Here is a 16,782-nt window from a genome sequence, read left to right as displayed (position 1 = left end):
TAAACTTGTTGTGGATAAAGAATTACCATTAGTTAGTATAGTAGCTATCAATTATAATAATAGCAAGCATCTAGTAGAAACATTAGATAGTATTGATCAGCAAACGTATAAGAACATTGAATTAATAATTGTTGATGATTGTTCCACAGATGATAGTGTAAAAAAAATAGATCAGTGGTTGCTCACTTATAATAAACCATTTCAATTTATAAAGCATACCGAAAATAAGGGAATTTGTAAAACTATAAATGACGGATATAAAGTGGCCAAAGGGAAATATATTTCATCGATAGCAACGGATGATCTCATGTTACCTAAAAAAACTGAAATCCAAGTACAATTATTAGAGAATACAGATGATCGTGTAGGAATGGTATTTTCTGATGCTTTTCTTATAGATGAAAATTCAAGTCCTATAGAGAGCAAATTTATTGAAAAATATAAATCTAATGTATTTCATATAAATTCCGAAAATATTTATGAAGATTTATTAAAAGGGAATTTTATACCGGCTATGTCCATAATGATAAAAAGTAAAATTTTTTCGGAAATTGGATATTTTGATGAAAGCTTGAATTATGAAGACTATGATATGTGGTTGAGAATAGCTGAAATATATAAAGTACATTATTCGGATTACATTTCCGCTAAGTATAGGATACATAACAGTAGTTTTACACAAGTTTTATCAAGAGATAAATGGGTGGTTGATGATATTAAAATATATAATAAACATAAAAATAAGTCGCCAATAGCCCAACGTGCTTTTAATTATTTAATAAAGGATTCTTTTATAAAGGATAATAAAAACCTATATAAATATTTAAAAAGTATGAAAATAAATAAAAGGATCACAATTATGTGCAAAATATGGGGTATAAATGCTTTATCACATAAAAATAAAATAAAACTATATGAAAAATCTCTTAATTTGATTTCCTTTTATTATAAATTACAAGCAATTTTAAGCAATAAAAATGGATAAATTAGCAACTATAATTATTCCAGTTTACAAAAAAGAGTTATCTAATCTTGAAAAAATATCTTTTAAACAAGTTTTAAAAATTTTAGGGAAAAGATATTCTATCTGTCTTATTTGTCCTGAAAATTTGTCATTAAATTCGTATTATACAATAGCACAAAACTACGAGACTATTAACCTACAACATAAAAGATTTCCTTTATTTTTTTTTGAAAATATAAAATCATACAATAAATTAATGCTCAGTGTAGATTTTTATGAAAAATTTTTAAATTATAAATACTTGCTAATATACCAATTAGATTGTTATGTATTTAAAGACAAGTTGGAATATTGGTGTAATCAAAACTATGATTATATTGGAGCACCTTGGTTTACCTATTCAATATATAATTTAACAAAATTTAAAAAATTAAAATTTTTTGCCAAACAGTATTTTAATTCTATTTTAAAGAAGAAGGTTACTGAAAATTCATTATATTATAAAGTTGGAAATGGTGGGCTTTCATTGCGTAAAACAGAAAAGTTTTACCAAATTTTATTGAATTACGATCAAAATATTATAGATCAATATACAAGTAATGACTCAACTTCTCTTTTTAATGAAGATGTATTTTGGAGTTATGAAGTAAATAAAGGATTTATAAAAAAGTTGAAAATACCAAATTATAAAAAAGCAGTACAATTTTCTATAGATCCATGCCCCAATATTGCAATGAAATTTATTTATCCCGGACTGCCTTTTGGCTGTCACGCGTGGCAGAAAAATAGTATATTCTGGAAAAATTATATTAAAGATAAATAGCCTTATTTCATAATTGAATAATGAAAAAAATTCTAATTCTTACCCCTATTATTCCTTATCCGCTATCTGAAGGTGGAATAGTAGCTCAATATGCAATTGCAGATTATTTAAGAAAAAAAATGAAGCTCATTTTTATATTTATCTTAAAAAAGCAAAATCATATAATAGCGGTTGAAGAATTAAAAAAACAATGGCCGGAAGTAGATATCTACACTATTAATTGTATTCCTAAAAAAATTAAAAAACCGTTAATTAAAAATTTTTTTAATAAAATTATAACTTTCTTATATAAATTATCAAACCTTCTTTCAACTAAAGATAATATACTTATTACGAAGAATATTTTTCAAGAAGATTTACAAAATTGTGTAAATTTTATCAGACCCTTAAATAAAGATTATATTGAAAAAATAAGTGAAATTTCTAAAAAAGAAAAATTAGATATCATACAAGTTGAACATTTTGGATTCATGAATTTAATTTTTACGCTGCCAAAAGGCATTCCAACGGTTTTTGTACATCATGAGCTTCAGTTTGCTAGATTAAATACTTCAAGACAAATCATTAATTCAGAAAAACTCAATGATTACAACTACAACAACTACGTTTATAATCTTTTAAAATGTATGGAAAAAGCAATATTGGAGAAGTATTCAGCAGTTATAACATTTAGCGATATTGATAAGAAAAAGTTGGAACAATTATTATCATTGGATAATATATATAATTCTCCATTTCCTATTTTAGAGAGTGCTTTTTGTAAATATGCTAAAGAAGAATTTACTATTGAAAAATTGATTTTTGTTGGTTCAGATGTACATTCTCCTAATTTTGATGGACTAAGGTGGTTTATTAATGAATTATATGAAGAAGTATATCGTGAAACTCATTTAAAATTAGAAGTTATTGGAAATTGGTCAATTGAAAATCAAAAATTATTTGAATCTTATGAAAATATTAAATTTTTGGGTTTTGTAGAGAACTTGCAATCATATTCTCGTAATAGTATTCAAATAGTTCCTATAAGAACAGGTAGCGGTATAAGAACTAAAATACTATATTCAATGGCGCAATTTACTCCTGTTGTCACAACTATAATAGGAATAGAAGGAATTGATGCAAAAGATACGGAAGAGGTTATGATTGCAAAAAATGGAAAAGAATTTATTGAGAAAATTAAATATTTATTTGACCATAAAGAAAAAGCCTATCAAATAGCTGAAAAAGCACAAAATTTTGTTAAAGCTAATTATACACAAGAAGTATTAGGAAATCGTCGTTTGGAAATTTATCAAAATTTAATTGATAAAAAAATATGAAAAATGTTTATGCTATAATCGTTATTTATAATGGAATGAAAAAGAATTGGATACAAAAATGTTTTGATTCCATTTTCAATTCTTCTATAAAAATAAATATAATAGCAATTGATAATGTTTCTACAGATGAAAGTGTTCAGTTTATTAAGAAAAATTATCCATCCGTTGAGCTTATCGAAAATCAATCAAATGATGGTTTTGGGAAAGCTAATAATATAGGAATTAAAAGAGCATTTGAAAAGGGGGCAGACTATTTTTTTTTATTAAATCAAGATGCATGGATACAGGAAAGAACTGTTGAAGTGTTATTAAAAAATAGTATAGATCATCCGGACTATGGAATTTTAAGTCCTATACATATGAATGGGGAAGGAAATTTAATTGATCAAGGGTTCTACAATTGTGTAAATCCTTACAAAAGTAGGTATCTTTATTCTGTATTAAGTACACATAAAGTAAGTGAAGAATTAATTTGTGATTTTGATTTTGTTCCAGCTGCCTGTTGGCTTCTTTCCAAAAAAATTATAGAAAAAATTGGGGGGTTTAATCCAACTTTTTATCATTATGGAGAAGATGATAATTATGTCCACAGAATACATTATTTTTCATTGAAAGTGGGGGTAGTTCCTTCTGTTAAAGTTTATCATGATAGGGAAGAAAGACCTCCTCATGTATATTTTGATGCATTACTAACAAAATATAAAAGAAAAGTTTTATTAGATATTTCAAATCCACTTTTAAAAGGAAATAGAAAATTAGTTGAATACAGATTACTTTTAGCAGACTTATTTAAAGCCCTTCTTTTCTTTGATAAGAAATCAATCAAACTAATATTTGATAAGTTTAAAGTTGTATTAAAAATAAAAAAGAAAGAGATATTAAAAAATAAAAAAGTTTCAGAAAAAGAAGGAATGAATTTTTTGTAGTAATTTTACATTTCTATAGTATAAAGCTAAAAAAAATCGGGTTATTAACCCGATTTTTTTGTCCTAATAATTAATTTTTTATAATTTTTTTAGTTATTACTGTTTGATTTGAAATAACGTTAACAATATAAATACCGGAAGGCTGAGTTTGTATGTCCACATAAATTTCGTTTATTCCATTGAATTTTTTAGAATAAATAATACCTCCGTTTATATTAGAAATTTCAATAGACCCTTCGGATATATTTCCTAAATTAATACTAAATAAGCCATTGTTTGGATTGGGATATACATTAATCTGAGGTTCTGTAGTTAAATAATTATTAAAAGCAAAGTTTGCTTTTTTACCACAAGCAACCAAATCTGCATTCTTAATAAAATCTTTCCACTGATCAGCTTCTGCATAGGCACAAGTATTAGCAATTAATTGAGTAGCTATTGTGTTGACACCTTTAAATACATTTTTTCCTAATGCAGGAGGGGTTGGATTATTGCTAAATATTTTTTCTAAAGTAGAATTTTCTATAAAAGCAGAATTGCCTATATAATTAACAGTTGAAGGAATTACAATCTCTTTCATTTTAGCATAAATAAATGCATTATCTTCTATGATTTCCAATAATGGGGGTAAAGTTACATTACCTCTAAATTGTGAAAACGTCAAGCTGGATATTTTTTTTAGGTGTTGAGGTAAAACAACATTACCTGTAAAAAAAGTAAACGATCCGGTGTTGGAACCTGGATTAGAAGAAAAAGTATTTAATTGACAATTTTTAGAAAAATCTAAAGTTTTATTCTCAGTTAAATTTAAATTTTCAAAAGCTCTATCTTTAATTTCTGTTAATATAATTGATTTACAAAAATCAAGTTTATCTATATTAGCGTATAAGAAAGCTCTATGATCGATAACCCTTAAAGCTACAGGTAAGCAAACACTTCCGTTAAATTTAGAAAACATATAGCTATAAATTCTAGTTAAATTTATAGGTAAAATAACATGTCCTGTATAATTTGAAAATGTGCCTGAGGCAGAATTTACATGCGGTGGGAATGACTTTAATTTAATATTCTTAAGAAAATTTATGGTTTTATCCGTTGTAATTTGTAGACCTTCAAAAGCTCGGTCTTTAATAGTACTTAAATTAGGAGTACTGGAAAAATCAAGTTTATCAATTTTAGCAAATAAGAAAGCCCTTTGCTCAATAGTTTCTAAGGCAGAAGGTAAAATAACGCTACCCGTAAATTGAGAAAACATAAGATTTGAAATTTCTTTAAGATTATTCGGTAAAATTACGTTTCCAACAAACCCTGTAAATGGTCCTGAAGCAGCACTACCATAAGGAAGAAAAGAATTTAATTTTAAATTTTTAGAAAAATCTAAAGTATTGTTGGTTTTAGTTAAAGTAAGTCTTTCGAATGCAGAGTAATTAATAGTATTTAAATTAGGAGTACTGGAAAAATCAAGTTTATCAATTTTAGAGTATATAAAAGCTTTGTGCTCTATAGTTTCCAGAGCTGCAGGTAAAGTAATGCTACCGGAAAATTGAGCAAACATTAGATTTGATATTTTTTTAAGATTATTTGGTAAAATTACGTTTCCTACAAATCCAGTAAAAGGACCTGCAACAGAACTACCATATGGCAAAAAAGAATTTAATTTTAAATTTTTAGAAAAATCTAAAGTATTATTGGTTGTTGTTAAGGTTAGCCCTTCAAATGCAGAATAATCAATCGTATGTAAATTAGGAGTATTAGAAAAATCTAGTTTATCGATTTTAGCAGCTAAAAAAGCCTTATGTTCAATAGTTTCTAATGCAGAAGGTAAAGTAATACTTCCTGAATATGAAATGAAAGTGTTGGAAGGTATTACTTTAAGAGTTGCAGGTAATGATATATGGCCTTTGAAATTAGAAAAAGCCCTTTTTGGTAGATTGTTGTCTGATAATTTTACTTTAGTTAAATCCAAATTATTAAGAGCAGACATTTCCCGTATCGTTTTAATGTCTTCATTACTTATTGAACCTGTTAACTTAAGGTGAGTTATTTTACTTTTATCAGAAGTAACTAATTGGGATAAGGTTCCGGGTGATTTAATATCTAACTCTTTATAAACTTGTGCATGGCAAACTGCTCCTATTAAGAAAATAGAAAGCATAAAAAAAATAAATTTTTTCATAATAATTAATTTTATTAAAATGTATTTGAATACTTTTTTATTTGATTATGATATTATAATCATAAGAGGATATCCATTATTAAATTGTTAATGGGTGTAAAAAGATATTGATTTGTATATAGCATAATATTTCATTTGTGTTAGTTTTAGTTAAATAAATCAGTAAATTATTAATGTGCACATATAATAATTACATTAGTATATGAAACAAAGTTAATAAAAATATTTATACTTTAATCGAAAAAATAAATATAAATTTATATTTAAAACGTAAACAAATTGTTTATAGGTGTACACTTATAATAATTAAAATACTTGTAATCAATAATTTAAAAGTTTGGATAAAAATATTAGCAATGAAAATATTAATTAATAAATATAAAATAAAATGAAGCATAAGAAGCTAATAATAATTAGTTGTATTTAAATTTAGAGTTTTTATTTATTAGCTAAAGAAGATAAAACTTAACTTAAAAAAATTAAAAATGCAATAAATACAATTCATATTTTGAACTAAATGAACTTTGAGAAGAGATAGTTACTAAAACGATTATTTATACTAAGATAATAAAAACAGAAACTTGAATTTTTTCTAATTTTGTATGATTAAATACTAATAATTTTTTATAATCCTTTAAATAATTATAACAAAGAATTTAGAATATTTGTTTCAATATTCATCGAAATAAATTAATTTTAATTACTCATGTGCCAACCTTTAGTATCTATAATAATTCCCACTTACAATGTTGAAAAATATATTGAGCAAGCAATAGATAGTATATTAAATCAAACCTATTCAAATTTGGAAATACTTGTTATTGATGATTGTTCTACAGACAATACAGTACAAATGGTGAAGAGTAAATATTCTAAAAATCAAAAAATTAGATTATATGAAAAGTCACAAAATTTAGGTCCAGCAAATTCTCGAAATATTGGAATTAAACAAGCAAAAGGAAAATATATAGCTTTGTTAGATGGAGATGATTATTACTTGCAAGATAAAATAGAAAAGCAGGTTCGGGTACTGGAAAGAAATCAAGATTTAGCTCTTTGTTCTACTTTTTTGAAATGCATTGGATTAAAAAACAATGTGATAAAATTTAAAATTAATCACTCAGATATAAAAGATCAACAATTGCTAGGCTGTCCCATTGCTCATGCAGCTGTTATGTTCAGGGCAACTTTTTTAAAAGAAAATAATTTATTTTATAATGAAAATTTAAGATTTTCAGAAGATTATGAATTATTTATAAGGATGATTGAAAAGGGAGGCAAATTTTTAACAATTCCTGAAGCCCTCTATGTATATAGAATTACAGGAAACCAAGCATCCTTTATAAAATCAGATAATAAGATTTTAAAAAATGAAAAGCAATGGGAAATATCTAAAAACTTACATTATCAAGTCTTAAGCAAATTAATTGATGAAAGTTCAGAATTGTATGATAAAAAATTTGTAGACGCTTTATTAATCCATCAAGTGATAAGAAATTATGATGATCTGAAGCTATTTATAGATTGGGCAAAAAAATTAATTGAATATAATGAAAGTATAGAATGTCCATTTAGTTCAAAATTTTTAGAAAACACATATAAAAAAAGTGTACTAGGATATTTTCTTGCTCAAAAGAGATTATCCTGGAATATTTTATACCAATATATATCAGTTTATCCGTATTGTGCTAAATTGGATCTAACCTATCAAATTAAATATATTATAAAATGTCTTTTATTTCTAAAACATTAAAAAAAATTATTTTCGTTCAAATCTCCATTTAAATAATTTATATCCAATATTGACCGGTAAGTTTTGAAAAAGATTTTTCTTTTTTTGATTTAATGAATAAAAAGAAGAAAAGTAATCAAAAAAAGATAATGAAGGAGCTTTTTTTAATCTTTTATAATTCAGTTTCCAATAAGCAATATCCTTTTTCATACATTTCCATTGCATGGTAAGGGTAATTTCTTTAAATGAGATAATATGCTTTAGCATATATTTTTTCCTTATTGGACTAGCTTCTTTAAAAGCTCTTGTAAAATATTCAACTATAGTTTGATGATTTTCAAAATTTCTTTTAGTTTTATTAAAAATAATAGATTCATTGTGAAGATAATAAAAATAGGTTGATTTATGTAAAAAACATATACTGTCTAGCTTCAATGCCGTATGAAAAGACCATAACTCGTCCTGAGAAAATAAATCTTTTACAAAATAAATTTTATGTTTTCTAAAAAAGTCAACTTCAATAAGTTTATTACAAGCACTTACTGGCCAAGAACCATTACAAAAATATTCAAAGATACTATCGTTTCCTTTAAGGGCAGTAAGGGAGTGATTAAAAGGAAATATTTTATATTGTGTTTTTTTGAATGTATTAATTGCGGATATTTCACCCACAGCAACAGTAGACTGCGTTTTATTAATCAATGTTACTAATTCTTCAATACACTCGGGAACAATTTCATCATCACCATCCAAAAAAAATAAATATTTACCCCTTGCATGATCTATACCTGTATTTCTAACTATGGAAAGACCTTGATTGGTTTCGTGTTCTATAATTCTTATTTTTTCAGGGTGTTGAGACTGAATCTTTTTAATAACATTTAAACTATTATCTTTTCCTTTATCATCCACCAATAGTATTTCTATATTAGGATAGGTTTGATTCAATACAGAATTAATGCTGCGACCAATATATTTTTCACAATTGTAAACGGGAATAGAGACAGTAACTAATGGATATGGCATATAAATTAATTATAATCGAGCATCAACAATTTTTTTGTCTAGAAAAGATTTGCAATCGTAAATTACAGCATTATCTTTACAATATTTCTTAATATTCATTTCTTTAAATTCTTGATGTGGTACGGCAAGAATTACTGTGTCGAATTTCATGGAATTCGGAATTTCATTAAATATATCTAAACCATATTCATGCTTAACCTCTTTAGTGTTTGCTAAAGGATCGCAAATAGTTATATTTAAATCATATTCATCCAAACATTTAACTATATTAACCACTTTAGTATTTCTAACATCCGGACAATTTTCTTTAAATGTAATGCCTAAAATTAAAATGTCTGAATTGTTTATAATAATATCCTTTTTAATCATTAACTTAATTACTTCGGAAGCGATATAATAAGGCATCGAATCATTTAATCTTCTTCCGGCGAGAATAATCTCGGAATGATATCCTAATTCCATGGCTTTTTGGGCCAAATAATAAGGGTCAACGCCAATGCAATGCCCACCTACCAGGCCGGGTTTAAACGGTAAAAAATTCCATTTAGTTCCGGCAGCCTCTAGAACTTCCGTCGTATCAACACCTAATAAATTAAAAATTTTTGCTAATTCATTAACAAAAGCAATATTAATATCCCGTTGTGAATTTTCAATTACTTTTGCTGATTCGGCAACTTTAATACAGCTTGTCTGATAGGTACCTGCGGTTATAATGGAAGAATATAAATTATTTACGAATTCTGCAACCTGAGGAGTAGACCCGGAGGTCACTTTTTTTATATTTGTGAGGGTATTAATTTTATCACCGGGATTGATTCTTTCAGGAGAATATCCTGCAAAAAAATCACGATTATATGTTAGTCCTGAAATTTTTTCAATAATAGGTACACATTCTTCTTCCGTGCATCCCGGATAAGTCGTAGATTCATAAATAACAACATCACCTTTTTTAATTACTTTCCCTACAGTGGTACTAGCAGAATGTAAAGGGGTTAAATCAGGTCTGTTGGATGAATCTACAGGAGTAGGTACGGTCACGATGTAAATCGTTGAATTTTTTATGTCATCCAAATTCGAAGTAGGATAAAATCCGTTTTGGTTTTCTAAATCTTTTGCGGATTTAACTATAACATTTGAAATTTGTTCAGAAGATACCTCTCGAGTAATATCTTTAGATTCAATTAATTGTTTTATTCTTTCGGTTGAAATGTCAAATCCTGTTACCTTATATTTTTTTGCAAATTCCAAAGCTAAAGGAAGTCCGACATATCCGAGACCTATTATACTTATTTTAATATTTTGAGGGGAAAAAAGCATTGTGTCGATTTTTAATTTAAATTGAATAAAAATTTCTATACCATTCAATGAAATTTTTAATTCCCTCGTTTACGGATACTTGAGGTTTATAATTAAAATTTTCAATTAAATCAGTAACATCAGCATAGGTAGCAGGAACATCTCCGGGCTGAATAGGCAGTAAATTTATTATTGCTTTTTTACCCAATTCTTCTTCTATAGTTTTAACAAAAGACATAAGTTCCACAGGCTTACTATTTCCTATATTATAGATTTTATAAGGAGCAGATGAAGACGAAGGGTCCGGATTAAGAGGGTCCCAGTTAGAGTTGCCTATTGGCGGATTGTCATTAACCTTTATAATTCCTTGCACAATATCTGAAATATAGGTAAAATCACGTTGCATTTTTCCATAATTATAGACATCAATAGGTTTATTTTCTAAAATGGATTTAGTAAAGATAAATAAGGCCATATCGGGTCTACCCCACGGACCGTAAACGGTAAAAAAACGCAATCCGGTGGTTGGGATTTTAAATAAATGACTATAGGTATGTGCCATCAGTTCATTGCATTTTTTACTTGAGGCATATAAACTTACCGGATGATCAACATTATCTTTAGTTGAAAAAGGCTGTTTTTCATTCAGACCATATACGCTGGAACTACTGGCATAAGTTAAATGCTTGATAGAAAAATTCCTGCAACATTCTAATATAGTAAGGAATCCGGTTATATTTGAATCAATATAGGCTTGAGGATTGACTAAAGAATATCTAACCCCGGCTTGAGCAGCAAGATTAATTACTTTATCGAATTTTTCTTCTTTAAATAAATTTTCTAAATTATTTTTATCTTCAAGACCTAGTTTGATGAATGAAAGATTGGAATATTTGGAACTCTTAATCAGTTTATTATATTCAATATTGGATTTATCAAATCCACAATTTTTTAATCTTCCATATTTAATAGAGACGTCATAATAATCATTGATAATATCGAGACCAATTATCTCATCATCTCTGTTTATTAAAGACATTACTAAGTGATAACCGATAAATCCGGCAATTCCTGTAACAAGGATTTTCATTCAGATTTTTTTTATAACAAAATACAAATTTAAAAATTTTTATTTTGATAGTTTGAGTGACTCATTAACTTTGAGTGGATAGTATTGAAAAAATGAATAAGATATACCTTACAACAGATCATGCTCTCAAGTAATTCAGTACTAAAAAAAATTTTTAAACTCATGGAATTCTTAAAATAAAGGGATATACATATTTGGTATATAGTAGTTTAATGCTTAAGATTGTTTGTCACTGATGATAAGTTTATAGTAATGCATATGCAGTTGACGAAATAAATGCAAAAGATTAAAGTTTAAGATCCTTTTTACAACGAAGAAAATTTGATAGAAAAGATGCAAAAAAAGATAGCTTGGAAGTGGAATTAGAAATAAAATTTTACTGAATTCATTGCAGGTTAAATAAAATTTATCTAACTTTCAATTAGTTCGATGAAAAGGTTATGAAAGCAATAAGACATATATTCTTATTAAGTTTTATATTACTAATACTGATACATTGTAAAACAAATAAGGTAAAAGAGGTGTACCAAATACATCTTAATAAAAAAATTACTGATTCAATTAAATCGGATTCACAAATTATCAATTTCATTTATCCATATAAAAAACAATTAGATTCAATAATGAATCAACCCATTAGTTATGCCAATGTAGACTTCACCAAAGCAGGATACTCCAGCAACGAAGGAAATCTATTAGCAGACTTAGTATTGGAATATGCTAAAAAGTATGCTAAAACAAACAATAAACCTGAACCCGATTTTTGTTTGTTAAATAGCGGAGGAATCAGAACTATAATCCCTAAAGGAGTTGTTACTGTTGAAAACATATTTGAAGTATCGCCCTTTGAAAATGAGATGGTCCTTTTACAATTGGATGGATCTCGAATGAAAGAAATGTTTGATTATTTAAGAATTGAAAAAAAAGGGCATCCGTTGGCAGGAATAAAATTAGTATATAAGAAAGATAAATTGATTTCTGCACAAATTGAAGGTAAAAATTTTGATCCAACAAAAAAATATTGGGTTGTTACCATAGATTATCTAATGAATGGCGGAGATAGAATGAATTTTTTCATGAAATCGGATGCCCAAGAAATCACTCATTTAAAATTACGAGATATTCTATTAGAACAGGTAAAAAATTACAAAATATTGCCGGACATTAAAGATCAAAGATTAGTCTTTGAAGATTAAAAAAAATTCAAATGAAAAGAAGAGATTTTATCAAAACAGCTGCTTTAGCAGGAGGAGCTTTAAGTTTTCCCTCCCTATCATTTGCTTCCCGTGTTTTACATTCAGACAAAAAAATAACCATAGTACATACCAATGATCAACATAGTAGAATAGACCCTTTTCCGTCGACTTATACCAAAAATCCCAATCAAGGAGGTTTTGCCAGAAGAGCTACTTTAATAGATGCTATACGAAAACAAGAATCACAGGTATTATTATTAGATTCGGGTGATGTTTTTCAAGGAACTCCTTATTTCAATTTTTTCGGAGGTGAACTGGAGTTTAAATTAATGTCAACCATGGGATATGAAGCTTCAACTATGGGAAATCATGAATTTGATAATGGATTGGAGGGATTTAAAAAACAACTGCCACATGCTAAATTTGACTTTCTTTGTTCCAACTATGATTTTAGCAATACGCTGTTGGAAGGATTAACCAAAGATTATAAAATCATAAAAAAGGGAGGCATTAAAATAGGATTATTTGGGTTAGGCGTTGAATTAGCCGGATTGGTAGAAAAAAAGAATTATTTAGAAACTAAATATCTGGATCCTATAGAAATTGCACAAGATCGAGCAAGAATGTTAAAAAAAGAAAAAAAGTGCGATCTAGTAATTTGCCTTTCCCACATAGGATATAAATATCCTAATTTTCCCGATAAAATTTGCGATGTAAAATTGTGTCAGCAAACGTCGAATATAGACTTAATACTTGGAGGCCATACTCATACCTTTTTTAAAGAACCGGAAAAATATCTAAACAAAGAAGGCAAAGTAGTATTGCTCAATCAAGTGGGATGGGCCGGTTTATTATTAGGCAGAATTGATTTTCTCTTTACCCAAGACAATACGTTAAAAGAAATAGCTTATCAAACAATTCCCGTAAAAAATTACACCGTATAATTTCGTTTTCCAAATAATTTAGATCCAATTCTAACCATATTACTTCCGCACTTTATGGCAATTAGATAATCATCTGACATGCCCATGGATAAAATCGATAGACCATATTCATTTTGATGGGTTATATAAAAATCGTGAAGGGAAGAAAATTCATTTTCAATTTGAGAAGTATTATCAGTAAATGAAGCCATACCCATAAGACCAAGAATAGTAACATGTGGAAACATTCCATCCTTTTTAAGCTTAAGTATTTCAAGAGCCGAATCGAAAGTTAATCCATATTTAGATTCTTCTTGAGCTATTTTTATTTGTAATAAAACAGAAATCGGACGATTATTTTTTACCGCCTCTTTTTCAATAGTATCAAGCAATTCCAAACGATCAACAGAATGTATCAAATAAACAAAAGGAGCAATATATTTTACTTTATTCTTTTGTAAATGCCCAATTTGATGCCAGCGAATATTTTTAGGCAATTGATTATATTTTTCAACTAATTCTTGAACTTTATTCTCACCGAAATCGATCTGTCCACATTGATACATTTCTTCAATTTCCTTTGCAGGATGAGTTTTTGAAACGGCTATTAATTGAACATTAGAAGGTAGAGTTTCTAAAGTTATTTGTAATGAATCTGCTATAGACATGGATTGAAAATATATTTTTACGAAGGTTAAAAGTACTAATAAATTTTTTGATAAAATAATGGGAGAAACATAGTATATAAAAAAGAGCGGAAAATATTTTATTTTCCGCTCTGTTAAATTAATATGACTTTAAAAATGATGGATTATGATTTATCTATTAGATTTTAAATCTTGAAAATTAAGATCATTATTTAACACATTGTTTACTTTTTCAACAATTAACTTATTTGGTAATGAAAAATTAGATACTTGCTTAGTGTTGGTAAGAGATGAGTTAAACTCAATTTTATAGATTCCAGCATCGGCAATCCATGCGGAAGCCAAAGGATTAAAAGAAGCTAAGTCTTTGGGTTGAAGTTCGAAAAATACCACTTGAGTTTCTCCCGGTTTCAATACTCTGGTCTTAACAAATCCCTTTAATTCTTTTGATGGTTTATCTATATTCCCTTTAGGAGTTGAAAGATATAATTGAACAACTTCTTTACCTGCAACACTTCCTGTATTTTTAACTTTAAGAGAGATCAAAAGTTTTTGATTAAATTCAGCGGAACTCAATACAGGTTCAGAATAGTCGAACTTTGTATAAGAAAGGCCGTACCCAAATTCATAAGATGGAATAACATTAAAAGTGTTAAAATATCTGTATCCCACATATATGCCTTCCTTATAAGATACGTCAGTTGGTTTTTCTGCCGGAACTCCGTCAAAATTAGAAGAAGAAGAAACATCTGTATATTTAACAGGTAGGGTTTGAGTTAATTTTCCGGATGGATTCACAGCTCCTGAAAGTACATCGGTTATAGCATAACCACCTTCCTGTCCGGGAAGACTTGCCCAAACTATAGCATCTACTTTATCTTTCCAACTGGAAGTTTCAATAGCGCTTCCTGAATTTATAATCACAACCACTTTTTTATTTTGTTGATGAAATGCTTTTGATACTTCAGAAATTAAATTTTGTTCTTTTTCGGAAAGATCAAAATCATCAGGAATTTTTCTGTCTCCGGATTCACCCGCTTCCCTTCCAATAGTAATGATTGCAATATCATTTTCTTTAGCACTGTTTTGGATCGCTTTTTCCTTAATGGTCGGCTGAGTTAAAGTTGGTAAGATAGCGAGTAATTTTTTCTTTAATTCCTCAGTTTTAGCTAATTCCTCCTTAACAAATTGAGAATAGGTTTGATTTAAATTTTTATCAATCACATAACCGTTATCTTCCAATCCTTTAGGTAAAGAAATTACATAGGCTTTATTTACATTTCCACTTCCTGTTCCTCCTGCTATAATATTATATGAACCACTTCCAAATAAGGCTATTTTACTTCCTTTATTTAAAGGTAAAGCCCCTTGTTCATTTTTTAATAAAACCATACCTTCTGAAGCTGCTTTTCTGCTTAAAAGTGCATGGGATTTCAAATCCGGATTATTAGTTGGTACATAACCGGCTACCCGTGGAGATTTATAGATCATTTCCAATACATTTCTCAAGCAATTATTTACATCTTCTATAGAAAGACGTTTAGTTTCAATGTATTTTTTAAGGGTTTCAAATTGTACTTGTGTACCCGGCATTAATAAATCATTTCCTGCATGTAATTGCTTTGCAAATATATCTTCCTCATAAGAATCTTTACTTATTCCATCATGGCTGGTATCACTTATAGCTGATACATCGGCATATCCGCCAAACCAGTCTGTAATTACTGCTCCTTTGAAGCCCCATTCATGACGTAAAATGGTAGTTAATAAGTCATAACTTGCCGAAGTGTAAGTCCCGTTAATTTTATTGTAAGAAGACATAATGGTTGCCGGATTAGATTCTTTAACAGCAATTTCAAATCCGCGTAGGTAAATTTCTCGTAATGCTCTTTGAGATAGATGAACATCTAAGTCCATTCGATTATTTTCACTATTGTTTGCGGCAAAATGTTTTAAAGAAACACCCACACCGTTTTTTTGAATTCCTTGTGTGATCGCTGAAGCGAATTTACCGGCTATTAAAGGATCTTCTGAGAAATACTCGAAATTACGCCCACACAAAGGGTTGCGAATGATGTTTAATGCCGGAGCCAATTGAATATCCGAGCCATATTTTAAGGCTTCATCTCCAATAGCATTTCCAACTTCTTTTGCTAATTCTGTATCCCAAGTGGTCGAAATAAGGGCCCCTACAGGAAACCCTGTGGCATAATAAGTTCTTGTTTCTCCTTTTCTTTTATAAGAAATGCGGACACCTGCAGGACCATCGGTAAATATTACTGCAGGAACGCCCCATTTGTCAATGGGTGTAGTTGAACCTGCTGATCCGGGAATAAGATAGCTTGGTATTGTGACTCCTTTAGGGTCTATAGCTTCAAACCCTTTCAACATTTCAAATCCAACCATTCCTGTACCCAAGAGTAAATGTATTTTATCATCAACAGATAAACGAGAAATTAAATCATTAATTCTTTCATAATCCGACAGTCGAGTATCTTCATAAGGTTGTAGTTTTCCATCTTTGTTCCAATCAGAAAATCTTTGATTATTTACAACGATTTGAGGATAGGTTTGCGCCTTACTGAGGTTAAATGTGCAAAAACCGGCTAATGCATATAATACAAATCTTTTTTTCATCATATTATTTTTTTTTCTCATAAGGTA

Annotated in this window: 13 protein-coding genes; 7 read left to right on the top strand and 6 right to left on the bottom strand. The window is 28.3% G+C overall.

The features are described 5' to 3' along the window. Positions 1-10: 10 nt before the first annotated feature. Genes GYM73_RS09305 through GYM73_RS09290 form a run of 4 tightly spaced genes read left to right on the top strand, consistent with a single transcriptional unit; the run spans position 11 to position 4,032 of the window. Positions 11-985 (top strand): glycosyltransferase, encoded by a 975-nt coding sequence (locus GYM73_RS09305; RefSeq protein WP_220233654.1) that lies wholly within the window; start codon positions 11-13, stop codon positions 983-985. Further along, positions 978-1,787 (top strand): DUF5672 family protein, encoded by an 810-nt coding sequence (locus GYM73_RS09300; protein ID WP_220233653.1) that lies wholly within the window; start codon positions 978-980, stop codon positions 1,785-1,787. The genes GYM73_RS09305 and GYM73_RS09300 overlap by 8 nt, the downstream gene beginning before the upstream one ends. A gap of 20 nt (positions 1,788-1,807) precedes the next feature. After that, positions 1,808-3,106 carry a glycosyltransferase gene (locus tag GYM73_RS09295; protein ID WP_220233652.1) on the top strand — a complete coding sequence of 433 codons (1,299 nt, stop codon included), beginning with the start codon at positions 1,808-1,810 and terminating at the stop codon, positions 3,104-3,106. Further along, on the top strand, positions 3,103-4,032 hold the full coding sequence (locus GYM73_RS09290) for a glycosyltransferase (RefSeq protein ID WP_160542877.1): 930 nt from the start codon (positions 3,103-3,105) through the stop codon (positions 4,030-4,032). The genes GYM73_RS09295 and GYM73_RS09290 overlap by 4 nt, the downstream gene beginning before the upstream one ends. Positions 4,033-4,102: 70 nt before the next feature. Here GYM73_RS09290 and GYM73_RS09285 read toward each other — a convergent pair whose 3' ends face one another. Then, a complete protein-coding gene (locus GYM73_RS09285; protein ID WP_220233651.1) occupies positions 4,103-6,208 on the bottom strand; it encodes a leucine-rich repeat protein in 2,106 nt (701 codons plus the stop codon). Between the two features lie 706 nt (positions 6,209-6,914). On the opposite strand from GYM73_RS09285, the gene GYM73_RS09280 reads away from it, so the two are divergent. After that, positions 6,915-7,961, top strand: a complete 1,047-nt coding sequence (locus GYM73_RS09280; protein ID WP_220233650.1) for a glycosyltransferase — start codon at positions 6,915-6,917, stop codon at positions 7,959-7,961. A 6-nt stretch (positions 7,962-7,967) separates the two neighbouring features. On the opposite strand, the gene GYM73_RS09275 is transcribed toward GYM73_RS09280, so the two are convergent. The 3 genes from GYM73_RS09275 to GYM73_RS09265 are packed head-to-tail and all read right to left on the bottom strand — an operon-like array spanning position 7,968 to position 11,352. Further along, the gene (locus tag GYM73_RS09275) at positions 7,968-8,966 is read right to left on the bottom strand and encodes a glycosyltransferase family 2 protein (RefSeq protein ID WP_220233649.1); all 999 of its coding nucleotides are present in this window, start codon (positions 8,964-8,966) and stop codon (positions 7,968-7,970) included. A gap of 9 nt (positions 8,967-8,975) precedes the next feature. After that, a complete protein-coding gene (locus GYM73_RS09270) occupies positions 8,976-10,283 on the bottom strand; it encodes a nucleotide sugar dehydrogenase (protein ID WP_220233648.1) in 1,308 nt (435 codons plus the stop codon). A gap of 16 nt (positions 10,284-10,299) precedes the next feature. Further along, positions 10,300-11,352 (bottom strand): NAD-dependent epimerase, encoded by a 1,053-nt coding sequence (locus tag GYM73_RS09265; RefSeq protein WP_220233647.1) that lies wholly within the window; start codon positions 11,350-11,352, stop codon positions 10,300-10,302. Positions 11,353-11,975: 623 nt separating this feature from the next. On the opposite strand from GYM73_RS09265, the gene GYM73_RS09260 reads away from it, so the two are divergent. After that, positions 11,976-12,548, top strand: a complete 573-nt coding sequence (locus GYM73_RS09260) for a 5'-nucleotidase (protein ID WP_220233646.1) — start codon at positions 11,976-11,978, stop codon at positions 12,546-12,548. Between the two features lie 11 nt (positions 12,549-12,559). Further along, complete coding sequence (locus tag GYM73_RS09255) at positions 12,560-13,492, top strand: metallophosphoesterase (protein ID WP_220233645.1); 933 nt, start codon at positions 12,560-12,562, stop codon at positions 13,490-13,492. Here GYM73_RS09255 and GYM73_RS09250 read toward each other — a convergent pair. Beyond that, complete coding sequence (locus GYM73_RS09250; RefSeq protein ID WP_220233644.1) at positions 13,480-14,139, bottom strand: YggS family pyridoxal phosphate-dependent enzyme; 660 nt, start codon at positions 14,137-14,139, stop codon at positions 13,480-13,482. The two genes, GYM73_RS09255 and GYM73_RS09250, sit on opposite strands and share 13 nt — an antisense overlap. Before the next feature lie 150 nt (positions 14,140-14,289). Next, a complete protein-coding gene (locus GYM73_RS09245; protein WP_255570964.1) occupies positions 14,290-16,755 on the bottom strand; it encodes a glycoside hydrolase family 3 protein in 2,466 nt (821 codons plus the stop codon). Between the last annotated feature and the right edge of the window lie 27 nt (positions 16,756-16,782).

Source organism: Apibacter sp. ESL0432, assembly GCF_019469225.1.
In the GTDB taxonomy this organism is placed as follows: domain Bacteria; phylum Bacteroidota; class Bacteroidia; order Flavobacteriales; family Weeksellaceae; genus Apibacter.
Note: the sequence above shows the minus strand (reverse complement) of the source record. Positions and strands in the feature narration are given on the sequence as shown.

Coding starts and splice junctions, on each gene's coding strand:
- GYM73_RS09290 (WP_160542877.1), top strand. CDS start 3,103: ATGAAAAATGTTTATGCTATAATCGTTATTTATAATGGAATGAAAAAG.
- GYM73_RS09255 (WP_220233645.1), top strand. CDS start 12,560: ATGAAAAGAAGAGATTTTATCAAAACAGCTGCTTTAGCAGGAGGAGCT.
- GYM73_RS09280 (WP_220233650.1), top strand. CDS start 6,915: ATGTGCCAACCTTTAGTATCTATAATAATTCCCACTTACAATGTTGAA.
- GYM73_RS09265 (WP_220233647.1), bottom strand. CDS start 11,352: ATGAAAATCCTTGTTACAGGAATTGCCGGATTTATCGGTTATCACTTA.
- GYM73_RS09275 (WP_220233649.1), bottom strand. CDS start 8,966: ATGCCATATCCATTAGTTACTGTCTCTATTCCCGTTTACAATTGTGAA.
- GYM73_RS09300 (WP_220233653.1), top strand. CDS start 978: ATGGATAAATTAGCAACTATAATTATTCCAGTTTACAAAAAAGAGTTA.
- GYM73_RS09270 (WP_220233648.1), bottom strand. CDS start 10,283: ATGCTTTTTTCCCCTCAAAATATTAAAATAAGTATAATAGGTCTCGGA.
- GYM73_RS09250 (WP_220233644.1), bottom strand. CDS start 14,139: ATGTCTATAGCAGATTCATTACAAATAACTTTAGAAACTCTACCTTCT.
- GYM73_RS09295 (WP_220233652.1), top strand. CDS start 1,808: ATGAAAAAAATTCTAATTCTTACCCCTATTATTCCTTATCCGCTATCT.
- GYM73_RS09285 (WP_220233651.1), bottom strand. CDS start 6,208: ATGAAAAAATTTATTTTTTTTATGCTTTCTATTTTCTTAATAGGAGCA.
- GYM73_RS09245 (WP_255570964.1), bottom strand. CDS start 16,755: ATGAAAAAAAGATTTGTATTATATGCATTAGCCGGTTTTTGCACATTT.
- GYM73_RS09260 (WP_220233646.1), top strand. CDS start 11,976: ATGAATCAACCCATTAGTTATGCCAATGTAGACTTCACCAAAGCAGGA.